This is a genomic window from Streptococcus sp. HN38 (assembly GCF_028335765.1).
Taxonomy (GTDB): domain Bacteria; phylum Bacillota; class Bacilli; order Lactobacillales; family Streptococcaceae; genus Streptococcus; species Streptococcus suis_P.
The window spans coordinates 2,484,611-2,506,081 of record NZ_CP116604.1 but is presented as its reverse complement, the minus strand read 5'-3'; the positions used below and the strand labels follow the sequence as shown (position 1 = coordinate 2,506,081).

Here is a 21,471-nt window from a genome sequence, read left to right as displayed (position 1 = left end):
ACAATGTTTGAAAGAGGAAGACGATGAAATTACAAGAGGGAGTAGATCTTCATTTTATTGATACAGATCAGTTTACGACAAATCGTATACGTATTCGCTTTGCAGCTGAAATGAGTGAGGCTACAGTTGCTGGTCGTGTGTTAGTTGCAAATATTTTTGAAATGGGTAACCAAGAATTTCAGACTGCTCAGGCTGTTCGGAGAAGATTGGCAGAATTGTATGGTGCTCAGTTCTCGACCTCAGTTTCGAAACGTGGTAGGGTGCACTGTATAGATGTGACAATTTCATATGTCAGTCCTCGTCACTTGCCAGAAAATGAGGATATTACAGTAGAGATTCTTGATTTTTTATACACATGTATATTTAGACCACTGAAAAAGGGACGAGGATTTGATAGCCAGATTTTCGAGGTGGAAAAAACGAATTTAATCAATTTTCTTCAGTCAGAGATAGAAGATAATTTTTATCATGCAGATGTTGAAATGAGTAAGCTTTTTTATAAAGATCCCTCTCTTCAAATTCCACGCGTCGGTAGGCTTGATTTGGTTGAAAAAGAAACAGCAGAATCAACCTTTCAGATTTATCGGAATATGTTGCGTATGGATAAAATTGATATATTTGTCTTAGGGAAGGTTGACAGAGAACAAGTCAAAAGAAAACTTGAAGATTTTGGTTTTACTTATAGAAAACCAAAATTAGAGTTAGAATATCATCAGGAATACTCAAACATCACGCAAGAAAAAATCGAGCGTAAACAGGCAAGGCAGTCCATTTTAGAATTGGCATATCATTTACAAGTGGTTTACAACGATGTAAACTATCCAGCTTTGATGGTATTTAATGGTCTACTAGGTGCTTTCTCCCATTCGAAATTATTTATGAATGTTCGTGAGAAAGAAAGTTTGGCCTATACAATTGGAAGTCAGGTCTCTATTTTTTCAGGAATGCTGAAGGTCTATGCTGGAATTAGCCGTGAAAATAGACTCAGGGTAATGAAGTTAATTAGTAAACAACTACTTGATTTAAAATGTGGTAAGTTTACAGAAGAAGAATTAGAGTTGACAAAAAACATGTTGATTCATTCAGCAACCTTGGCTCAAGATAGGCAGAATAATTTGATAGAACAAGTATATAATCAAGTTACCTTAGGAAATAGAAATTTAAGTTGGTTAGATTGGATTGAGGCTATCAAATCGGTATCAATAGACGATGTCATTCGAGTAGGACAGATGATTAATTTACAGGCTGTTTACTTTATGGAGGGGACAGAAGAATGAAGTTAGTTGAGAAGAAGTATCCTTACATGAAAGAATCTGTCTTTTATGGGAAAGTTGACAATGGGTTGACAGTTATTTTACTTCCTAAAGTCGATTTCCATGAGACATATGGAATTCTAACGACAAATTTTGGGGGTATTCATACTCGATTTACATTGGCTAATGGTAATAGTGTTGTTTATCCTGCAGGGATTGCACATTTTTTAGAACATAAGCTGTTTGAAACTGAGAATGAAGAGGATATTATGAATGAGTTTGCTAAATTGGGAGCAAGCGCAAATGCTTATACCAGTTTTAGACAGACTAGTTACTTATTTTCAACGACTCAGAAAGTGTTGGAGTCTCTATCACTTTTACAATCTTTTGTTCGAGAACCGTATTTTACAGAAGACAATGTAAAAAGAGAACAGGGGATTATTGAACAAGAAATCGAGATGTATCAAGATGATGCAGATTATCGCTTGTTTACGGGAATTCTATCATCACTTTATCCAGAAAGTCCTTTGGCCTATGATATAGCAGGGACAGTTGAATCAATTGCTGCAATTACTGCGGATGATTTACATGAGAATTTTGATGTGTTTTATCATCCAAGTAACATGAATTTATTCGTTATTGGTAATTTTGATTTAGAGGCAGTTTGGAAACAAATTTCAAGTTATCAAGTAGCTCAGATGGATAATCCAGCTCAGTCGTTTGAATTGGCAGGTGTCCAAAAGTTGCCGATACAGGAACATCTCTCAGAGCAATTTGAAGTATCTACCCCAAAATTGGCTGTTGGTTTACGGGGAAATGACGAGGTTGATAAGGAGACTATTCAGAAATATCGGCTTAGTTTACAATTTTTATTTGCCATGTTGTTTGGTTGGACTTCAAAACGCTATCAACAGTTATACGAGCAGGGAAAAATTGATTCTTCTTTCCAGTTCCAATTAGAGGTTACACCTGAATACCACTATTTGATTATCTCGGGCGATACTCAAGAACCCATTACGCTTTCTAGTATACTGATGAAAGCACTTAGGAAATTTGAGGATGATGCAGATGTGACAGAGGATCATTTACAATTGTTGAAAAACGAGATGTATGGAGATTTTATTCGTAGCTTGAATTCTCTTGAGTTTACAGCTAGTCACTTTGTTTCTCAGTATTCAGAATATGAAAATGTTTTTGATATACCTCAAATGATACAAAGTCTTCAGTTAGATGACATCAGAGAGGCAGGTCGTCGCTTTATTGATCACTGTGATATGACAGATTTCACGATTTTTCCAAAATAAGTGGGCGCAACCCGTCGAAATTTCCTTGGAATTTTGTTAGAATAGTATACTGTACATGATGAGCGATAGAGAGAGGGTATTATGAGACAAAAGAGTATAGGGGAAGTACTTAGAACAGCCAGAGAAGGACGGGGTTGGACATTCGTTGATTTGCAACGGATAACAAAAATCCAAGCTAAATATTTGCAGGCACTTGAGTACAATGATTTTGATTTTATTGCAAACTCAGATGATGTTCAGTCTATTTTAAAAGCATATGCTGAGGCTTTGGAATTAGATGCAGATGTTCTACTGGATGCTTACGAGACCAATAGTTTAGTGAAATATTATGAAGATGGAGAAGAAGAACTACGATCTTCAGAATTGAAAAGAAGCTATAAGGTTCGTAAACGTAAAAAGAACTCATATCTTCCGTTGATTTACTTATTACTCGCGACGGGTTTGATTATTATTTTTGTGACTTATATTGTTCATAGCAGGCTTCAAAATAGAGCATCTATTACGCCTACTACAACATCATATAGTATAGTTGAGCAATCTGTATCTGAAGCAAGTAGTGGTACAGAGACGAGTTCTACTGAGCAGGCGCAGTCAAATTCAACGAGTTCAAGTAGTTCCGCTACAGAAAATGTGACTATTTCAGGATCAGGTTCTAACATTGTTGCGACCCTTAAAACAGTGAATTATCCAGTAGAAGTAACTGTAACAGCAAAAAATACAACGAGTTGGATCAGCCTTTCTGACACCTTGTTAGAGGGGGGTGTTACACTAACACCTGATAATCCGACAGTAACTACTACTATTGAAGAAGGAGTGACTTCTACTACACTTGTTCTTGGTGTTGTCAAAGGAGTAGAGGTAACTGTAGGTGGTAAAAAGCTAGATCTATCAGCCTTGACAGCAGATACAGGCTCAATTACAATAAATTTTGGACAATAAAGGTTTTATATGAAAAAAGAAAATATTCCCAATGCATTGACGATAGGTAGGATCTTGGTAATTCCAATTTTTATCTTGTTACTGACCGTTTGGGATTCAACAATTAGTCATGTCTTAGCAGCACTTATTTTTGCATTAGCTAGTATTACGGATTATCTAGACGGCTACTTGGCTCGTAAATGGCAGGTTGTAACAAACTTTGGAAAATTTGCGGATCCGATGGCAGATAAGATTTTGGTGATGACAGCATTTATCATGCTTGTAGAGCTTGGCTTTGCTCCAGCTTGGGTAGTTGCAATTATTATTTGTCGTGAATTGGCAGTGACAGGTCTTCGTCTACTCTTGGTGGAAAATGGAGGAACAGTTCTAGCTGCGGCTATGCCGGGAAAAATTAAAACATTTTCACAGATGTTTTCAGTGATTTTCCTGCTCTTACACTGGAACGTCGTGGGGCAAATAACACTCTATATTGCACTTTTCTTCACCCTATATTCAGGTTATGATTATTTCAAGGGTGCGTCCTTCTTGTTTAAAGATACATTTAAATGATGAATATTATTGAAGTAAAAAATTTAAAATATAAATACAACCAAGAGGATGAGCAATATACTCTAAATGATGTCTCGTTTCACGTGAAACAGGGAGAATGGTTGTCTATTATTGGACATAATGGTTCGGGTAAATCAACAACAGTTCGTTTGATTGATGGTTTGTTGGAAGCTGAATCCGGTGATATTTATATTGACGGTGATGCCTTAACCATTGATAATGTATGGGATAAGCGACGCTTGATTGGTATGGTTTTTCAAAATCCAGATAACCAATTTGTAGGCGCTACAGTTGAAGATGATGTTGCATTTGGTTTAGAGAATCAGGGAATCCCTTTGGAGGAGATGCGTAGTCGAGTTGACGAAGCTTTGGAATTGGTTGGAATGACTGATTTCAAAACACGTGAGCCTGCTCGTTTATCTGGTGGTCAGAAGCAGAGGGTGGCGATTGCTGGAGTGGTTGCCTTACGTCCAAAAATTATTATTTTGGATGAGGCTACGTCTATGTTGGATCCAGAAGGTCGTCTCGACTTGATTAAGATTGTCCGTGAAATTAAGGAGCGTCATGGTATGACGGTTATCTCTATAACACATGATTTGGATGAGGTTGCATTGAGTGATCGAGTTATCGTGATGAAAAATGGACAGGTTGAATCAATTAGCACTCCAAATGAATTATTTATGCGAGAAGATTTGGTAGATTTAGACTTGGATAGACCGTTTACGACAGAACTGGCTTCATCTTTGCGCCAAACTGGACTCGATTTACCGCTCCGCTATTTTACAGAGGAAGAATTAGAGGAAACTTTATGGGAATTGATCTCCAAGAAGTAAGCTATACCTATCAAGCTGGCACTCCTTTTGAGGGGCGTGCGCTTTTTGGTGTGGATTTGGAGATTGTTGATGGCTCTTACACGGCCCTTATTGGGCATACGGGTTCGGGTAAATCAACGATTTTACAACTTTTGAATGGATTAAATGTACCAACAGAAGGAAGAGTAGTCATTGATGATGTTGTGATTACAGCGACGTCTGAAAATAAGGATATTAAGCAAGTCAGGAAGAAAGTTGGGCTGGTGTTCCAATTTCCTGAAAGTCAAGTGTTTGATGAGACAGTTTTGAAAGATGTTGCTTTTGGTCCACAAAATTTCGGAGTTTCTCAGGAAGAGGCTGAAACGATTGCGCGTGAAAAGTTGGCCTTGGTTGGAATTGATGAAAGCTTGTTTGAGCGTAGTCCTTTTGAACTATCTGGTGGTCAAATGCGTCGGGTAGCTATTGCTGGGATCCTAGCAATGGAACCAAGTATCTTAGTTTTGGATGAACCAACGGCTGGATTGGATCCTGCGGGTCGTCAGGAATTGATGGATATTTTCAAAAAGCTTCATGAATCAGGCATGACAATCGTTTTGGTAACTCATTTGATGGACGATGTGGCTAACTATGCTGATTTTGTTTACATTATGGAAAAGGGAAAGCTGGTCCGTTCTGGTAAACCAGTCGATATTTTTCAAGAGGTAGATTTTTTAGAGAGTATTCAGTTGGGAGTGCCTAAGATTACTAAGTTTGCAGCTAATTTGGAGAGAAGAGGCTTTGTATTTGAACGTCTTCCTATTACAATTGAAGAATTTACGGGGATGGTGACACATGGATAAATTAATTTTAGGTCGCTATATTCCTGGGGATTCAATTATTCATCGTTTGGATCCAAGAAGTAAGCTTTTAGCAATGTTTGGATTTCTATTGATGATTTTTTGGGCCAATAATTTGGTCACCAATGCCTTGTTGATAGCATTTGTTTTAGGAATGGTTGTTTTATCTCGTATTCGCTTATCATTTTTTATTAATGGTTTGAAACCGATGATAGGAATTATTCTATTTACAACTTTCTTCCAGGTTTTCTTTACACCTGGAGCGACCATTCTATGGGAATTTTGGATTTTTAAATTATCTGTAGAAGGGTTGCAACAGGCGGCGATTATTTTTGTTCGCTTTGTTTTGATTATTTTCTTCTCAACCCTATTGACCTTGACGACGACACCGCTTAGCTTGGCTGATGGTATTGAGTCGGGGCTTGCACCTTTGAAGAAATTTAAAGTTCCTGTGCATGAAATTGGTTTGATGTTGTCCATGAGCTTGCGTTTTGTACCGACCTTGATGGATGATACCACTCGGATTATGAATGCTCAGAGAGCTCGTGGAGTGGACTTTAATGAGGGAAATCTTATTCAGAAGGTAAAGTCAGTTATTCCTATTTTGATTCCGTTATTCGCATCAAGTTTTAAGAGGGCAGATGCTCTTGCAACGGCGATGGAGGCGCGTGGGTATCAAGGCGGAGATGGGAGAACCAAGTACCGGATTTTGGAATGGAAGTTAGCAGATACGTTAGCAATTTTAGGTATGTTAGCTTTAGCCGGACTCTTATTTATATTGAAAAAATGAGTAAAAAACGCTAGAAATAGCGTTTTTATTGTCTAATCTCAATTTGTCTGTAATATTTGTAACAATTTCACAAAGTCTAAGTAATAGTTAGAGGGTATGATAGACACATGACAGAAAGGAATGTGACTATTATGAACATTACATTAAAGAAAAACTTAAAAACAACTATTGCTGGTTTGGTAGCGGGAATCTCCCTTTTGACTGCGGGTGTAGTCAGTGCAGAAACCTATACTGTAAAGTCTGGTGATACCCTGTCTGAAATTGCTGAAACATACAATACTACTGTTGAAAAATTAGCAGAGCAGAATAAGATTACCAACTTAGATTTTATCCATGTCGGTCAAGTTATCGAATTGGGTGATGTGACAGTGAAGGCAGTAGAGAGTTCAGTTGAACAAACTCAATCATCATCAACTTCTACTGCAACAGCAACAACTAGCACCTATTCTTCAAACTTGAGTGCTGAAGATGCAGCAGCAAAAGAATGGATTGCAATGAAGGAATCAAGCGGTAGCTATGATGCCCGTAACGGTATCTACATTGGTCGTTACCAGTTGACAAATACTTACTTGAATGGTGATTACTCACCAGAAAACCAAGAGCGTGTAGCAGATGCTTATGTTGCTAGTCGCTATGGTTCATGGTCTGCAGCCAAGGCTTTCTGGTTGGTAAATGGTTGGTACTAAGATAAATTAGAAGAGGTCTAGCACGATGCTAGACTTTTTTCTATTGTTGAAAGTTGTCTAGCTTTACAGATAGGGTTGTTTTGTTTATAATTGTGAAAAAATTGACTAGAAAAGAAGAACTATGAAATTACAAAAACGAATTTTTCGATTAAATATGATCATGCTTATTTTTTCCTTGGTTGCGATGCTGGGGGTAAGTGTTTATGTGGTTAATAGTATTTATCGTAACCAAGAAACATGGCAGTCCACTAGCCAGAAGACATCAAGTAGTCAACAGAGTTTGGAAAAGTTTTCGGGATCAGATTTTGCAGTATTGGCAGATGAGTTAGCATCGAATGATGCACGACTCTATGTAGAAAGTAATGGTGAGGCTGTCTTTTCAAATCTGAAAGATGATGTGGATGAGATATTGGGAGTGACAGTATCATCAACCACTCACACCTCCTATGTAGATGGAGAAATTGTGATTAGCCGTAAACTCGCCACGGATGGGCAAGTTTATTATTTATATGCCTTGTTAGAAGATTTTGAAGACCAGCAAGAAAGCCAAGAATTTCAAGCCTTCCTGATACAGCTTTTGTTAGTTGGTGGAATAGGTATCGTGGTCGTAGTGATGCTTAACTTCTTCTTTACTCGCCGTCTCTTAGGTGTTGTTATGCGGCCTTTGGATGAATTGCATAGCGGTGTAGAGCGTATCCAGCAGGGAGATTATACAGTGCCTTTGACCTATCAGGGAGATAAGGAATTTGAAGAATTGACCCAAGGGTTCAATCAAATGCAGACTTCTTTGTTAGATGCCCGTGAGAAAAATCGACTGTATGAACAAAATCGAACCCAGATGGTCGCAGATATTTCGCATGATTTACGGACTCCCTTGACTTCTATCAAAGGTTATGCCAAGGGAATTTTGGATGGTATTGCCAATACGGACGAAAAACGTAATCAGTATTTGACTGTTATCTATCAAAAATCTCAGGTGATGGAGAAATTACTGGAAAAATTATTTGCTTTTTCACAATTGCAGACAGATAAAATGCCATTTGATAAAGTCCAGCTTGATTTGGCTATCTTTTTACAGTCCTATGTAAGCGAGAAAACTGAGGAATTAGTAGATGAGGACATTCGGTTTAGTTTGGAAGTATCGGATGGATTACCAGTTGAGATTGACCCAATTCAATTTCGTAGAATTCTAGATAATCTGGTGGACAATGCACGAAAATATGCCGCTGTAAAGCCCTTGATAATCAGTATTACTGGACAAATGCAGGAGCAAGAAGTTGTTCGGACTTTTACAGATAACGGAAAAGGTGTAGAAAAGAATAGATTTGACTTGATTTTTGAAGAATTTTACAGGGCAGACGATACCAGACAGCAAGTAGAAGGCCATAGTCTGGGGTTAGCGATTGTAAAAAATATTATGGAGAGACTGGATGGCCAGGTATCTGTTGAGGCAACTCCAGGTCTTCGATATATCTTTAGACTACCTAGAAAGGATATGAAATGACACGGATTTTAATCGCAGAAGACGATGTAGAGATTGCTTATTTGGAGCGAGATTATCTGGAAATGCAGGGCTACCAAGTAGATTTGGTACATGACGGTGGTCTTGTAGAGGACCAACTCAAAAAAGAGGATTATGCTCTTTTAATGCTGGATGTCATGCTCCCAAATAAAACTGGCTACGATCTTTGTCGTGATTTACGGGATAAGGTGGATTTCCCTATTTTGATGGTTACATCCAAGCAAGAAACCATGGACGTGGTGAGAGGCTTGGGCTTGGGAGCAGACGACTATATCAGTAAGCCTTTTGATCCTATGGAACTGGTGGCGCGTGTAAAAGCTCATTTGGCTCGCTACCAGCGTTTTCAAAAGGATAATGATCAGAATGAATTAACAGTTGGGAATATGACTATTTTCTTGGATAATTGGAAGGTGACTTTGGATGGTCAGGAAATCAAATTGCCCAATCGTGAATTTGAATTGCTGGTTTATTTAGCAAAACACCCTAACCGAGTATTCTCTAAAGATCACTTGTTTGAAACCATTTGGGGATATGACTATGTTGGAGATAGTGCGACAGTTGCTGTTCATGTCAATCGGCTCCGAGATAAATTGGGAGCAGATTTGATTGAGACTGTCTGGGGAGCAGGCTATCGTCTTAATGATTAATTTATAAGTGTTTAGAATTTGTTTAGAAAGTTTCTCTAAAGTGTTAAAACCTATCCTCTATAATAGACTTATCAGCAAGAGCTGAAGAAAACAAGTTAAAAAGAGGACAAAATGGAAAATAACAATCAACAACAAGAAATTATTGAAGTGGCAGAAAATAAGAAAACAGGTGTCTGGGAATCAGTCAAACAGAAGGTTACAGGCATGAGTAAGAAATCGATTATCTTATTGTCGGTAGGTGCCTTGGCACTTGTGACGGCTGGTTTTGTCGCAGCAGAAGTTTATGAAAATAAACTAGAGGCATTAGGAGATCAAATTGAGCGACAAGTTGGAATTGCAGATGATGATGACAATCAACAGGTAATAGCACAAGCTAATGCATCATCAGCCTCATCAGTAAATACAACTTCTGCTAGTCAACTAGCAACAAGTTACGGTGTAAAGTTAGTTGACACCTCTGAGCTAGATGGTACTTATACAGCACCATCTGGAAATGCCACCTACACGTTGACTGTAAAAGGGAATCAAGCAACCTTGACAGAAGTTGACAAAGACGGAGATCAAGATATTGAACAAGTTATCTTTGATTTAGATAAAAAACTTGCCTATATTGACGGTGAAGCAGATAGTTATACATTGAATGGTCCAACTCTTACTTTGATAGAAATTGATGCCAATGATACAACTCTAGATAAACTCACTTTCATCAAACAATAAGAAAAGGGAGTGGGAAAGAACTCGACCATTCATAGAAGAGTTCGTCAACAAGTCCTTATTTCCAGTTGTTGAGCTGAAACAGTCTATCCCCAGACTGTTTCACTCCCACCCCCGCACAGCTCAAAAGGTTCAGTGAACCTTTTGAGGTTGGAAATAGAGCGAACTTTGTTCGCAACAGTCGTAATGGTCAGATTTGGAGTGTAAAACACGAACAAATCTGCCAATCAACCACTGCGCTGAGATGTTGACACTAACGTTGAGAAGCGGTGCTGGGCTTTTTGCCCAGCCTCTTTCGTTTACAACCTTGTCAATCTTCCCCAAAAATTTCTTGAGCCAGGCGACGACCCGTCGGTGTAGCTGCAAGGCCACCTTCGGCAGTTTCACGGAAGGCAGTTGGTAGGGCAGAGCCAACTTGGTACATGGCATTGATAACCTCATCTACAGGAATTTTTGATTCAATTCCTGCCAGTGCCATATCAGCAGCTACCATGGCGTAGCTTGCTCCCATTGCATTACGTTTGACACAAGGGACTTCTACCAGACCAGCGACGGGATCGCAAATCAGACCCAGCATATTTTTGATGACAAAGCAGATGGCTTGGCTGGCTTGGTAGGGAGTTCCACCTGCTGCCAGTGTCAGGGCTGCGGCAGACATAGCAGAGGCAGATCCGACTTCTGCCTGACAGCCTCCTTCTGCACCTGAGATGGAGGCGTTGTTGGCGATAACTAGTCCAAAGGCTCCAGCTGTAAATAGGAAGTCAAGTTGCTGTTCTTCTGTCAAATTGAGCTTTTCAATAGCAACTCCTAGCACAGCTGGTAGACAGCCAGCAGATCCAGCAGTGGGAGTGGCACAGACTAAGCCCATTTTGGCATTCAATTCATTAACGGCCATGGCATTTCTTGCGGCGGATAGGACAGCGGAATCTGACAGGGTTTTACCAGATTTCATATAGGCATCTAACTTGGCAGCATCGCCTCCTGTTAAACCAGATACGGATTTGCTTTCAGTTAGTCCATCTACGATGGAGGCTTTCATAACTGTCAAGTTTCTTGACATGATTGTCAATATTTCTTCACGGCTACGTCCTGTCAATTCAATTTCAGTCGCAATCATGAGTTCAGCTACATTGCCAGAAAAGTTGTCTGCTTGCTGAACTAATTCTTCTATAGTATAAAACATGTCTTTCTCTTTCTAGTTGAAGAAGGTTACATTGTGCAGGTGTGGAATTTTTTCAATCTCTGCGATGGAATTTTCACATTGGCGGGCATCGATTTCAATAATCATAATGGCTTTTTCGCCAGCTTGTTCACGTGTCACATTCATTTGAGCAATATTGATATTGTATTTTGATAAGATGTCAGTTACCTTGGCAATCATACCTGGAACATCTTGGTGAACGATGATAATTGTCGGCGTGTTCATATTGAGGTTGACAGAGAAACCATTAAGCTCGGTCACTTGGATATTCCCCCCACCAATCGAAACGCCCGTTGCCGAGATAGACTTCTTATCATTTTTTATGATGATTCGAGTGGTATTGGGATGTGGGGTATTACTGTCCTTGTTGACACGCCAGTAAACCTTAATACCACGCTCCCGAGCAATATCCAGAGAGTCTGGGATACGAGGGTCATCCGTATCCATACCCAAAATACCTGCCACCAAGGCTACATCGGTGCCATGTCCTCGATAGGTTTTGGCAAAGGAGTTGTAAAGTTGAAATTCAACCTCTGTCGGCTCATCGCCGAAGATGGAAGACACAATTTTCCCAATTCGGACCGCACCAGCTGTGTGACTAGAAGATGGTCCAATCATAACAGGCCCGATAATATCAAAGACCGATTGAAATTTTAAGTTGCTCATAATTTGCCTCGTATTTTTTTCTTACCCTTATTATACCAAATTTTCTAGTCAGGGAATATGCCTAAATGAATGGGCTTTCCCATGTCAAATTCCTGTCGATCTTACCTTTTGTGTGGTATAATACAAGTTGTTCAAAATCGACCTTCAAATCGTTTTTTGAAAAAATTTTGGAATACGACCTTCAAATCGTTATTTCTACGAAAAGATGGGAGAAGATTATGTCAATTGACAATTCTAAAACCCGTGTTGTTGTCGGTATGAGTGGCGGTGTAGATTCATCGGTTACGGCTCTCTTGCTCAAGGAGCAGGGCTACGATGTGATCGGCATCTTCATGAAAAACTGGGACGACACGGATGAAAATGGCTTCTGTACAGCAACAGAAGATTACAAGGATGTGGCTGCAGTGGCAGACCAAATCGGCATTCCTTACTACTCTGTCAACTTTGAAAAAGAGTACTGGGACCGCGTATTTGAGTACTTCCTAGCAGAGTATCGGGCAGGACGCACACCCAATCCAGATGTCATGTGTAATAAGGAAATCAAGTTCAAGGCTTTCTTGGATTACGCTATGAACTTGGGTGCGGACTATGTGGCGACGGGGCATTATGCTCAGGTGTCACGCGACGAGGACGGCACCGTCCACATGCTACGTGGGGCAGACAATGGTAAGGACCAGACCTATTTCCTCAGTCAGCTATCACAGGAGCAGCTACAGAAAACCATGTTTCCGCTCGGCCATTTACAAAAGCCTCAGGTGAGGGAAATAGCAGAGCGAGCAGGCTTGGCGACCGCTAAAAAGAAGGACTCGACAGGCATCTGCTTTATCGGTGAAAAGAACTTCAAAGAATTTTTAGGGCAGTATTTGCCAGCCCAGCCCGGTCGGATGATGACCGTTGACGGTCGTGACATGGGAGAGCATACAGGCCTCATGTACTATACCATTGGTCAGCGGGGCGGGCTTGGTATCGGAGGACAAATCGGAGGGGACAATGAGCCTTGGTTTGTTGTCGGAAAAGACCTGTCAAAAAATATCCTCTATGTCGGACAAGGCTTCTATCATGACTCCTTGATGTCAACTTCTTTACAGGCGAGTCAAGTGCACTTTACACGTGATATGCCTGAAGAATTCACACTTGAGTGTACAGCTAAGTTCCGCTACCGTCAACCAGATAGTCAAGTAACTGTCAAGGTGAAAGGTGACAAGGCAGAAGTCATCTTTGCCGAGCCACAACGAGCAATCACACCAGGACAAGCCGTTGTTTTCTATGACGGACAAGAATGTCTGGGCGGTGGCATGATTGATATGGCCTATAAAGATGGAGAGGCTTGTCAGTATATTTAATCAAAAATAAAAGCTTAGCACCCTCGTACTAAGCTTTTTATCTTATCCCCAGAAAGCATCTTCGGCGGTTTGGTCGGCTGAGAAGAGCCAAACTTCCTTGATTTTGCCATCTTCCATACGAAAAAGATCGATACCATTCATGTTTAGTTCTTCACCATCTGTTCTAGTACCGAGGAATGTTACGTTAGCGGCAACAAGAGTATCATTATCTGACACCCAGTTTGTCACTACTTTGAAAGTTCCATTTGTTTTTTCGGCGAAAGTTGCTAGATGTGCTCCGAGTACTTCCTTACCAATTTTAGCACCAGATGTTGAATGATTTCCGGGTTGATGCCAGATAATGTCGTCAGCCATTGTTTCAAAAAGAGCTGCAAAATCACCAGCGATGAGAGCATTGTTATAGGCATTAAAAATTTCCAAGTTTGTTGACATTTGATGTCCTCCAATTTTTTTGATATAGTACAATTATAGTGGAAGTAGTCAATTATGCAAGTAGGTACTTTTGTATTTGTTGGTATCAAAAGTGATACTATTGTGATAAATAAAGGAGAATTTTTTTGAAAAAAGTTAGTGAATATGGTATTTGTCCTTTTGCAACAACGCAAAAAGTCTTGACTGGTAAGTGGGGATTGGTGATTATCTACCAACTCAGTACAGGAACGAAACGCTTCAATGAATTACAGCGACTAATTCCAGGGATTACCCAAACCATGTTAACAAGGCACCTTAGACAATTGGAGGAGGATCGCATTATTAGTCGCACGGTCTATGCAGAAGTCCCACCTCGTGTAGAGTACAGCTTGACAGAAATGGGTGAAAAATTTCGGTCGGTGCTGGATGCTGTTGAGGCTTGGGGCTTAGAATATATTGAAACGTTAACGTAACACCAGATTTGAAATTCTACAAATCTTTTGCTAAAATAAGAGTAACAATCATCATGATGGTCAAAGCTCATGGGAATTGTAGGCTTTTTTGTCCTGCAATTTTCGAGAGTTTTGGCTATTTTTTGCGATTGGGGAGAGAAGATGGATTTTAGGACCAGAATTGACAATCAGATTTTTGGTGTTCGTGCGACGGGCTTGGTGGTACAAGATGAGAAGTTATATCTTGTTAAGTCGCCTGAAGGGATTTACTACACTTTGGGTGGAGCTATTCAGCTTGGCGAAACAACCGAAGAGGCTGTGCAACGGGAAATGCAAGAAGAAATCGGAATTGAGGTGGAACTTGGACCACTAGCATTTATCGTTGAAAATCAGTTCACCTTACAGGAGAAATCCTATCATCAGATTGAATTTCTCTATATAGTTACCCCACTATCTAATCCTGCTCCCAATCTGGAAGAAGGAAATTCTATTCGTCAGTGTGAATGGGTTGCTTTTGCGGACTTAGAGAAACTGGATCTCAATCCAGCCTTTCTTAAGACCGAGCTAGCCAAATGGGACGGACAACTAAAGCATTTTATGAACAAAGACAACTAAAGTAGCGGAGGAAACCATGCCTGTTAAATTGATTGCCCATGTCTTGCTGACTGTTGCAGACAGTCACTTGATTATTCAGCGTTTGCAGATTAAGCGTGGCAAACCCAATGTTTTTCCTCAATATTGGGACATTCCAGGCGGTCGTGTTGAGGAGAATGAGTTGCCCCGTGATGCTGCAGTGAGAGAGTGTTTTGAAGAAACAGGTATTTCGATAGCCAAGGAAAATCTGACCATTATCCATGAAGATAGTCAGTTTGATGAAGAAAAACAGACGGTGTTTACAAGGCTGGTCTATGAAGTGGCACTTCCTGAACAGCCCAAAACCATTCTTCTTGATCCAGAAGAGCATACTGATTTTATATGGTTTACTAGGCGCGATGAAAACAAGAAAAACTTAGTTCCATATCTGGACGAAATTTTAGAAAAGAGAAGGATGAATGGATTTCAGAACCAGAGTTGACAACCAGATTTTCGGTGTCCGGGCCACTGCATTGATTATAAAAGATGGGAAAATATTTCTCACGAAGGACTCTAAGGGACGCTATTATACCATTGGCGGTGCTATTGCGGTCAATGAGGTGGCGGCAGATGCGGTTGTTCGAGAAGTCAAAGAAGAATTAGGGATTGACAGTCGTGTCAACCAACTGGCTTTTGTTGTCGAAAATCAATTTACACATGAAGGTATAGACTTTCACAACATCGAGTTTCATTTTATCGTGGAGCCTATTGGAGAAATCCCTGAGAAGATGATTGAAGGCCAATTAAAACAAACGTGTGAATGGATTGAACTTGACAAACTTGTCAACCTAGATATCGTGCCAGCCTTTCTGGCTCAAGAATTGCCAAACTGGAATGGGCAAGCCAAACACATCATGAATATGAAGGAGAAAACAACATGACACACACATTTGCAGAAAACTACGATGTCATCGTGATCGGAGCGGGGCATGCGGGTGTAGAAGCAGGATTGGCAGCCAGCCGCATGGGCTGTAAGACCTTGCTTGCAACTATTAACTTGGATATGGTGGCCTTTATGCCTTGTAATCCCTCCATTGGTGGCTCTGCCAAGGGGATTGTGGTAAGAGAAATTGATGCCTTGGGTGGCGAAATGGGTCGCAACATTGACAAGACCTATATCCAGATGAAGATGCTCAATATGGGCAAGGGACCGGCTGTTCGTGCCTTGCGGGCTCAGGCAGATAAGGCAGAGTACGCAGCAGAGATGAAGCGGACGGTGGAGCGTCAGGAAAATCTGACCCTGCGTCAAACCATGATTGATGAGATTTTAGTGGAAGACGGCAAGGTTATCGGTGTCCGCACGGCTACCAACCAGAAATTTTCAGCCAAGGCAGTTGTGGTGACGACGGGTACAGCCTTGCGTGGTGAGATTATCATCGGTGACCTCAAGTATTCGTCAGGTCCTAACAATAGCCTAGCTTCTATCACGCTAGCGGATAATCTGAAAGAATTGGGACTTGAGATCGGTCGTTTCAAGACAGGGACACCACCGCGTGTCAATGCTCGTACCATTAACTACGAAGACACGGAGATTCAACCAGGCGATGAAAAGCCAAACCACTTTTCATTCTTGTCCAAGGACGAGGACTATTTGCTGGATCAAATTCCTTGCTGGTTGACCTATACCAACGCCACCAGCCACGAGATTATCAACAGTAATCTTCATCGAGCACCTATGTTTTCAGGAATTGTCAAGGGGATTGGGCCCCGTTATTGTCCGTCAATCGAGGACAAGATTGTCCGTTTTGCGGATAAGGAACGCCACCAGCTTTTCCTAGAGCCAGAAGGTCGCAATACAGACGAAATCTATGTTCAAGGGCTGTCAACCAGTCTGCCAGAAGATGTGCAGCAGGACTTGATCCACTCTATTAAAGGCTTGGAAAATGCCCAGATGATGCGGACGGGCTATGCTATCGAGTACGATATGGTTATGCCGCACCAGTTGCGGGCGACGCTTGAAACCAAGAAGATTTCAGGGCTCTTTACAGCAGGTCAGACCAACGGAACATCAGGTTATGAAGAAGCAGCAGGTCAGGGAATTGTCGCTGGTATCAATGCAGCCCTCAAGGTGCAGGGCAAGCCTGAGCTGATTTTGAAACGAAGCGACGGCTACATTGGTGTTATGATTGATGACCTGGTAACCAAGGGAACGGTGGAGCCTTACCGCCTCTTGACCAGTCGGGCAGAATACCGCTTGATTCTGCGTCATGACAATGCTGATATGCGACTGACGGAGATTGGTCGTCAGGTTGGCTTGGTAGATGATGAACGCTGGCAGGTCTTCCAGATTCACAAAAACCAATTTGACAATGAAATGAAGCGTTTGGAGTCTATCAAACTCAAGCCAATCAAGGAAACCAACGAAAAAGTTGTTGCTATGGGCTTCAAGCCTTTGACAGACGCTTTGACTGCCAAGGAATTTATGCGTCGTCCAGATGTGACTTACGCAGATGCGGTAGCCTTTATCGGTCCTGCGGCAGAGGATTTGGACGCCAAGACCATTGAATTGATTGAAACAGAAGTCAAGTATGAGGGCTACATTGCCAAGGCCTTGGATCAGGTGGAGAAGATGAAACGTATGGAAGAAAAACGCATTCCAGCCGACATTGACTGGGATGATATTGACTCCATTGCGACCGAGGCTCGCCAAAAATTTAAGCTGATTTCACCAGAAACCATTGGACAAGCTAGTCGGATTTCCGGTGTCAATCCAGCCGATATTTCCATTCTCATGGTTTATCTGGAAGGACGTAGTCGTTCCATTTCTAAAAACAAATCAAAGGACAGTCACTAAGGCTGTTCTTTTCGCTGTATGTCAGCTATATGTCAACTACTTTAAAATCATGTGAAAAGTAGCTTTTTTACTGAATTTATGGTAGAATGGCAGGCAGAGGTTAGTGATGAAAAAATTTCGATTTTCGACAATTCATTTTGTCATGATAGGTGTCATTTTATTTGGGTTGGTGGCTCTTGTCCACCGATTTTTTCCAATTGGTGCCAGTACAGTTTTTGCGCTACTCATCAGCCTATTAGTGTTGATTGCGCTGTTTATTTATCAAAAACATTCTTATGAATTTAGTGAGATAGAACAGATTGAATATCTCAATAATCAGGCCAATTCTGGTTTGATGATGCTCTTGGATAAAATGCCAGTGGGAGTTATCAAAGTTCGACCAGATAGTAATCAGGTAGAATGGTTTAATCCCTTTGCTGAGCTGATTTTTGCTCAAGAAAATGGTGAGTTTGATCAAAAAAAACTACGTGAAATTATTGACGTTGGTCTGGATGAGGAGCGAATTTATGCAAACTTTTCAGGCAAGAGATACGCTGTTAACGTTGATTTTGATCAAGGGTTATTTTACTTTTTTGATGCTTCATCAGAGTACTCAGCGACAAATAGTTTGATCGGAAGCCGTCCTGTTATAGGGATTATTTCAGTTGATAATTATGATGAACTCGAGGACACGGTATCTGATTCACAGATTAGCCAAGTCAATTCCTTCTTGGCTCAATTTGTTTCGGAATTTTGCCATGATTACGGTATCTACTACCGACGAGGCACAATGGATCGATTCTATTTCTTTACAGATTATGCTGTGTTGGAAAAATTGATAGAGAATAAATTTTCAGTTATTGATAAGTTCCGCGAGGAGGCTAAAAAGTTAGATTTAGGTTTGACTTTGAGTATGGGATTGGCGTATGGTAATGAAAACCATCACCAAATCGGACAGGTTGCGCTCCAAAATCTCAATATGGCTGAGGTTCGTGGTGGAGACCAGGTTGTGGTCAAGGAAAATGATGAGAGTAAACAGCCACTTTTCTTTGGCGGTGGCTCGGCTTCTTCCGTTAAACGAACACGTACGCGGACTCGTGCTATGATGTCTGCTGTATCAGATAAGCTCAAATCGGTTGATGCTGTTTTTGTGGTGGGACATCGTAATTTAGATATGGACGCGCTTGGATCCGCGGTCGGTATGCAGTACTTTGCTCAAAATATTATGAACAATGCCTATACGGTGTATAATCCAGATGAAATGGCACCAGATATTGCACGTGCTATCAAGAAGTTGAGTGATGAAAATTGTTCTAATTTGCTAACGGTTGAGGAAGCCATGAAGATGGTCACTTTCCAGTCGTTGTTAATCATGGTAGATCATTCAAAGATTGGCTTGACTTTGGATAAGGATTTCTATGAACAATTTACTCAGGTTGTGGTGGTTGATCATCATCGTCGCGATACAGATTTCCCAAATAATGCAGTTTTGACTTATATAGAGAGTGGTGCTAGTTCTGCGAGTGAGTTAGTAACGGAATTAATTCAGTTCCAGAATGACAAACACCATAAGCTTAATCGCATTCAATCTAGTTTATTGATGGCTGGGGTTATGCTTGATACAAAAAATTTCACCTCTCGTGTGACTAGTCGTACTTTTGATGTGGCTAGTTACTTGCGGACTCGTGGTAGCGATAGCTTGGAAATCCAGCAGATTGCTGCGACAGATTTTGAGGAATATCGTCAAATCAATGAACTGATTTTAAGTGGGCAGAGAATTGAGTCCAATGTTGTTATTGCGTGTGCAGATGATACTAAAGAATACGATAATATTATTCCGAGTAAGGCTGCTAATACAATATTGGACATGGCAGGAATTGAGGCGGTATTCGTTGTAACAAGAAATACCAAAGGGTATGTATCTATTTCTGCAAGGAGTCATAGTAAAATCAATGTTCAACGCATTATGGAAGAAATGGGGGGCGGTGGTCACTTTAATTTGGCGGCAGCCCAGGTCTATGACCAAACCCTTGAACAAGTTAAGGAAAAACTCATCAGTAAAATTTATGAGGAAATAAAAGAAAGTTAGGTGAAGCAGATGAAAGTTATCTTTTTGGCAGATGTAAAAGGTCAGGGAAAAAAAGGCGAAATCAAGGAAGTTCCAACAGGTTACGCCCAAAACTTCTTGATTAAGAAAAATTTGGCTAAGGAAGCTACAACGCAAGCAATCAGCGCTCTTCGTGGTCAAGAAAAGTCTAAAGCTAAAGCTCATGCGGAAATGGTTGCTGAAGCAGAGGCTATCAAGGCCAAGTTGGCAGAAGAGGCTACATTAGTGAAATTTGTCGAAAAAGTGGGTCCAGACGGTCGTACCTTTGGTTCTATCACTAGCAAGAAGATTGCTGAAGAATTGGAAAAACAATTTGGTATCAAGATTGACAAACGTCATATCCAATTAGACCACCCAATTCGTGCCCTTGGTTTGATTGATGTTCCTGTCAAAATTTATCAAGATGTGACAGGCGTTATCAATTTGAGCATTAAAGAAGCTTAGAAAAGTTATCATTGTCAGTGAGGAGGTGAGATCTTGGCAGAGTTGGATGAATTGCGGGTGCAACCGCAGGATATTCTGGCTGAACAGTCGGTCTTGGGAGCTATTTTCCTTGATGAAGGCAAGCTGGTCTTCGTTCGTGAATACATTGAAGCTGAAGATTTTTTCAAACATGCTCATAAGCTAATTTTTAAAGCTATGATTGCTCTTTCTGATAGAAATGAGGCAATTGATGCGACTACCATGCGTAACTATTTAGTGAACCATGGTGATTTGGAAAATATCGGTGGTTTGGCATACTTGGCTGAAATTATCAGTTCGGTACCGACGGCAGCCAATGCGGAATTCTATGCCAAGATTGTTGCTGAAAAGTCTAATCTCCGTAAACTGATTGCCCGTTTGACAGATGCAGTTAATCAGGCTTATGAGGGTGCGGATGGTTCAGATGACATTATCGCCAATGCTGAAAAAGCTCTGATTGATGTCAGCGAAGGTGCTAGTCGAAGTGGTTTCAAGCGGATTGATGATGTTTTGAATATCAACTTTGACAATCTTGAAACCCGTGCCAAACAGACTTCGGATATTACAGGTATTGCGACTGGCTATCCTGCCCTTGATGCCATGACAACGGGTCTGCATGAGGAAGAGTTGATTATTCTTGCGGCTCGTCCTGCGGTTGGTAAGACGGCCTTCGCTCTCAATATTGCTCAGAATATTGGTACAAAATTAGGTTTGACCGTTGCCATCTTTTCTTTGGAGATGGGTGCGGAGAGCTTGGTGGACCGTATGCTCGCTTCTGAGGGGGTTATCAATTCGAGGGCTATTCGTACGGGGCATTTGACGCAGGAAGAATGGAATAAGTACATGGTGGCTCAAGCTAACCTGGCTCGGGCTAGCATTTACATTGATGATACACCAGGTATCAAGATTACAGAGATTCGTTCGCGTTCACGGAAGTTGGCTCAGGAAACGGGCAATCTGGGCTTGATCTTGATTGACTATCTTCAATTGATTACGGGAACAGGTCGGGAAAACCGACAACAAGAGGTTTCTGAGATTTCCCGTCAGTTGAAGATTTTGGCCAAGGAATTGAAGGTTCCAGTTATTGCCCTCAGTCAGTTGTCGCGTGGTGTGGAGCAACGTCAGGATAAGCGACCTGTTCTGTCTGATATTCGTGAATCGGGATCTATCGAGCAGGATGCGGATATCGTTGCCTTCTTATATCGTGATGATTATTATGAGCGCGGTGAGCAAGAAGACGGCGGCATTCCAAATAACACGGTTGAAGTGATCATCGAGAAAAACCGTTCCGGTGCGCGTGGTACCGTGGAACTGCTGTTCCAAAAAGAATACAATAAATTTGCAAGTATTTCCAAGAGGGAGGATGGATAG

Annotated in this window: 23 protein-coding genes; 20 read left to right on the top strand and 3 right to left on the bottom strand. The window is 41.1% G+C overall.

Annotation, left to right across the window (positions count from 1 at the left end):
- Positions 1-23: 23 nt before the first annotated feature.
- The 11 genes from yfmF (at position 24) to PHA78_RS12310 (ending at position 10,055) form a co-directional block, all read left to right on the top strand.
- The gene (gene yfmF / locus PHA78_RS12360) at positions 24-1,277 is read left to right on the top strand and encodes an EF-P 5-aminopentanol modification-associated protein YfmF (protein ID WP_024378801.1); all 1,254 of its coding nucleotides are present in this window, start codon (positions 24-26) and stop codon (positions 1,275-1,277) included.
- Positions 1,274-2,557 (top strand): EF-P 5-aminopentanol modification-associated protein YfmH, encoded by a 1,284-nt coding sequence (yfmH, locus tag PHA78_RS12355; RefSeq protein WP_029175418.1) that lies wholly within the window; start codon positions 1,274-1,276, stop codon positions 2,555-2,557. Before yfmF ends, yfmH begins: the two co-directional genes overlap by 4 nt.
- 81 nt (positions 2,558-2,638) lie before the next feature.
- Entirely contained in the window at positions 2,639-3,496 is an 858-nt protein-coding gene (gene rodZ / locus PHA78_RS12350) for a cytoskeleton protein RodZ (protein WP_099806533.1), read from the top strand.
- 9 nt (positions 3,497-3,505) lie between these two features.
- The gene (gene pgsA, locus PHA78_RS12345) at positions 3,506-4,045 is read left to right on the top strand and encodes a CDP-diacylglycerol--glycerol-3-phosphate 3-phosphatidyltransferase (RefSeq protein WP_024375811.1); all 540 of its coding nucleotides are present in this window, start codon (positions 3,506-3,508) and stop codon (positions 4,043-4,045) included.
- Positions 4,042-4,878, top strand: a complete 837-nt coding sequence (locus PHA78_RS12340) for an energy-coupling factor ABC transporter ATP-binding protein (protein ID WP_002941820.1) — start codon at positions 4,042-4,044, stop codon at positions 4,876-4,878. The genes pgsA and PHA78_RS12340 overlap by 4 nt, the downstream gene beginning before the upstream one ends.
- On the top strand, positions 4,854-5,696 hold the full coding sequence (locus PHA78_RS12335) for an energy-coupling factor ABC transporter ATP-binding protein (protein WP_002938195.1): 843 nt from the start codon (positions 4,854-4,856) through the stop codon (positions 5,694-5,696). Before PHA78_RS12340 ends, PHA78_RS12335 begins: the two co-directional genes overlap by 25 nt.
- Positions 5,689-6,483, top strand: a complete 795-nt coding sequence (locus PHA78_RS12330; RefSeq protein ID WP_172046687.1) for an energy-coupling factor transporter transmembrane component T family protein — start codon at positions 5,689-5,691, stop codon at positions 6,481-6,483. Before PHA78_RS12335 ends, PHA78_RS12330 begins: the two co-directional genes overlap by 8 nt.
- Before the next feature lie 131 nt (positions 6,484-6,614).
- Positions 6,615-7,169: a LysM peptidoglycan-binding domain-containing protein gene (locus PHA78_RS12325; protein WP_222358312.1), complete on the top strand. Its 555-nt coding sequence runs from the start codon at positions 6,615-6,617 to the stop codon at positions 7,167-7,169.
- A gap of 121 nt (positions 7,170-7,290) precedes the next feature.
- Entirely contained in the window at positions 7,291-8,673 is a 1,383-nt protein-coding gene (locus PHA78_RS12320; protein ID WP_272158303.1) for a HAMP domain-containing sensor histidine kinase, read from the top strand.
- Positions 8,670-9,338: a response regulator transcription factor gene (locus PHA78_RS12315; RefSeq protein ID WP_002941832.1), complete on the top strand. Its 669-nt coding sequence runs from the start codon at positions 8,670-8,672 to the stop codon at positions 9,336-9,338. The genes PHA78_RS12320 and PHA78_RS12315 overlap by 4 nt, the downstream gene beginning before the upstream one ends.
- Positions 9,339-9,449: 111 nt before the next feature.
- Positions 9,450-10,055, top strand: coding sequence for a hypothetical protein (locus PHA78_RS12310; RefSeq protein ID WP_257059927.1), 606 nt, complete (start codon positions 9,450-9,452; stop codon positions 10,053-10,055).
- Between the two features lie 307 nt (positions 10,056-10,362).
- Here PHA78_RS12310 and sdaAA read toward each other — a convergent pair whose 3' ends face one another.
- Both sdaAA and sdaAB read right to left on the bottom strand, forming a co-directional pair.
- Positions 10,363-11,235 carry an L-serine ammonia-lyase, iron-sulfur-dependent, subunit alpha gene (gene sdaAA, locus PHA78_RS12305; RefSeq protein WP_024381283.1) on the bottom strand — a complete coding sequence of 291 codons (873 nt, stop codon included), beginning with the start codon at positions 11,233-11,235 and terminating at the stop codon, positions 10,363-10,365.
- Positions 11,236-11,247: 12 nt separating this feature from the next.
- Positions 11,248-11,919, bottom strand: coding sequence for an L-serine ammonia-lyase, iron-sulfur-dependent subunit beta (gene sdaAB, locus PHA78_RS12300; RefSeq protein ID WP_029185739.1), 672 nt, complete (start codon positions 11,917-11,919; stop codon positions 11,248-11,250).
- Between the two features lie 218 nt (positions 11,920-12,137).
- Between sdaAB and mnmA the strand changes: the two genes are divergently transcribed.
- A complete protein-coding gene (mnmA, locus tag PHA78_RS12295; RefSeq protein WP_029173413.1) occupies positions 12,138-13,262 on the top strand; it encodes a tRNA 2-thiouridine(34) synthase MnmA in 1,125 nt (374 codons plus the stop codon).
- Positions 13,263-13,304: 42 nt separating this feature from the next.
- Here the strand turns inward: mnmA and PHA78_RS12290 are convergent, their stop codons facing one another.
- Complete coding sequence (locus PHA78_RS12290; protein ID WP_002938206.1) at positions 13,305-13,694, bottom strand: nuclear transport factor 2 family protein; 390 nt, start codon at positions 13,692-13,694, stop codon at positions 13,305-13,307.
- 125 nt (positions 13,695-13,819) lie between these two features.
- Here PHA78_RS12290 and PHA78_RS12285 point away from each other — a divergent pair, with 125 nt between their 5' ends.
- The 8 genes from PHA78_RS12285 (at position 13,820) to dnaB (ending at position 21,471) form a co-directional block, all read left to right on the top strand.
- Entirely contained in the window at positions 13,820-14,146 is a 327-nt protein-coding gene (locus tag PHA78_RS12285) for a winged helix-turn-helix transcriptional regulator (RefSeq protein ID WP_002938209.1), read from the top strand.
- Positions 14,147-14,287: 141 nt separating this feature from the next.
- Positions 14,288-14,740, top strand: coding sequence for an NUDIX hydrolase (locus PHA78_RS12280; protein WP_192369402.1), 453 nt, complete (start codon positions 14,288-14,290; stop codon positions 14,738-14,740).
- 16 nt (positions 14,741-14,756) lie between these two features.
- A complete protein-coding gene (locus tag PHA78_RS12275) occupies positions 14,757-15,200 on the top strand; it encodes an NUDIX hydrolase (RefSeq protein ID WP_192369401.1) in 444 nt (147 codons plus the stop codon).
- Positions 15,178-15,639, top strand: a complete 462-nt coding sequence (locus PHA78_RS12270) for an NUDIX hydrolase (RefSeq protein ID WP_024387310.1) — start codon at positions 15,178-15,180, stop codon at positions 15,637-15,639. The genes PHA78_RS12275 and PHA78_RS12270 overlap by 23 nt, the downstream gene beginning before the upstream one ends.
- Positions 15,636-17,552, top strand: coding sequence for a tRNA uridine-5-carboxymethylaminomethyl(34) synthesis enzyme MnmG (gene mnmG / locus PHA78_RS12265; RefSeq protein WP_024381277.1), 1,917 nt, complete (start codon positions 15,636-15,638; stop codon positions 17,550-17,552). Before PHA78_RS12270 ends, mnmG begins: the two co-directional genes overlap by 4 nt.
- Positions 17,553-17,658: 106 nt before the next feature.
- Positions 17,659-19,620, top strand: coding sequence for a DHH family phosphoesterase (locus tag PHA78_RS12260; protein ID WP_272158302.1), 1,962 nt, complete (start codon positions 17,659-17,661; stop codon positions 19,618-19,620).
- Positions 19,621-19,629: 9 nt separating this feature from the next.
- Complete coding sequence (rplI, locus tag PHA78_RS12255; protein ID WP_044754897.1) at positions 19,630-20,082, top strand: 50S ribosomal protein L9; 453 nt, start codon at positions 19,630-19,632, stop codon at positions 20,080-20,082.
- 33 nt (positions 20,083-20,115) lie between these two features.
- Positions 20,116-21,471: a replicative DNA helicase gene (dnaB, locus tag PHA78_RS12250; protein ID WP_125070127.1), complete on the top strand. Its 1,356-nt coding sequence runs from the start codon at positions 20,116-20,118 to the stop codon at positions 21,469-21,471.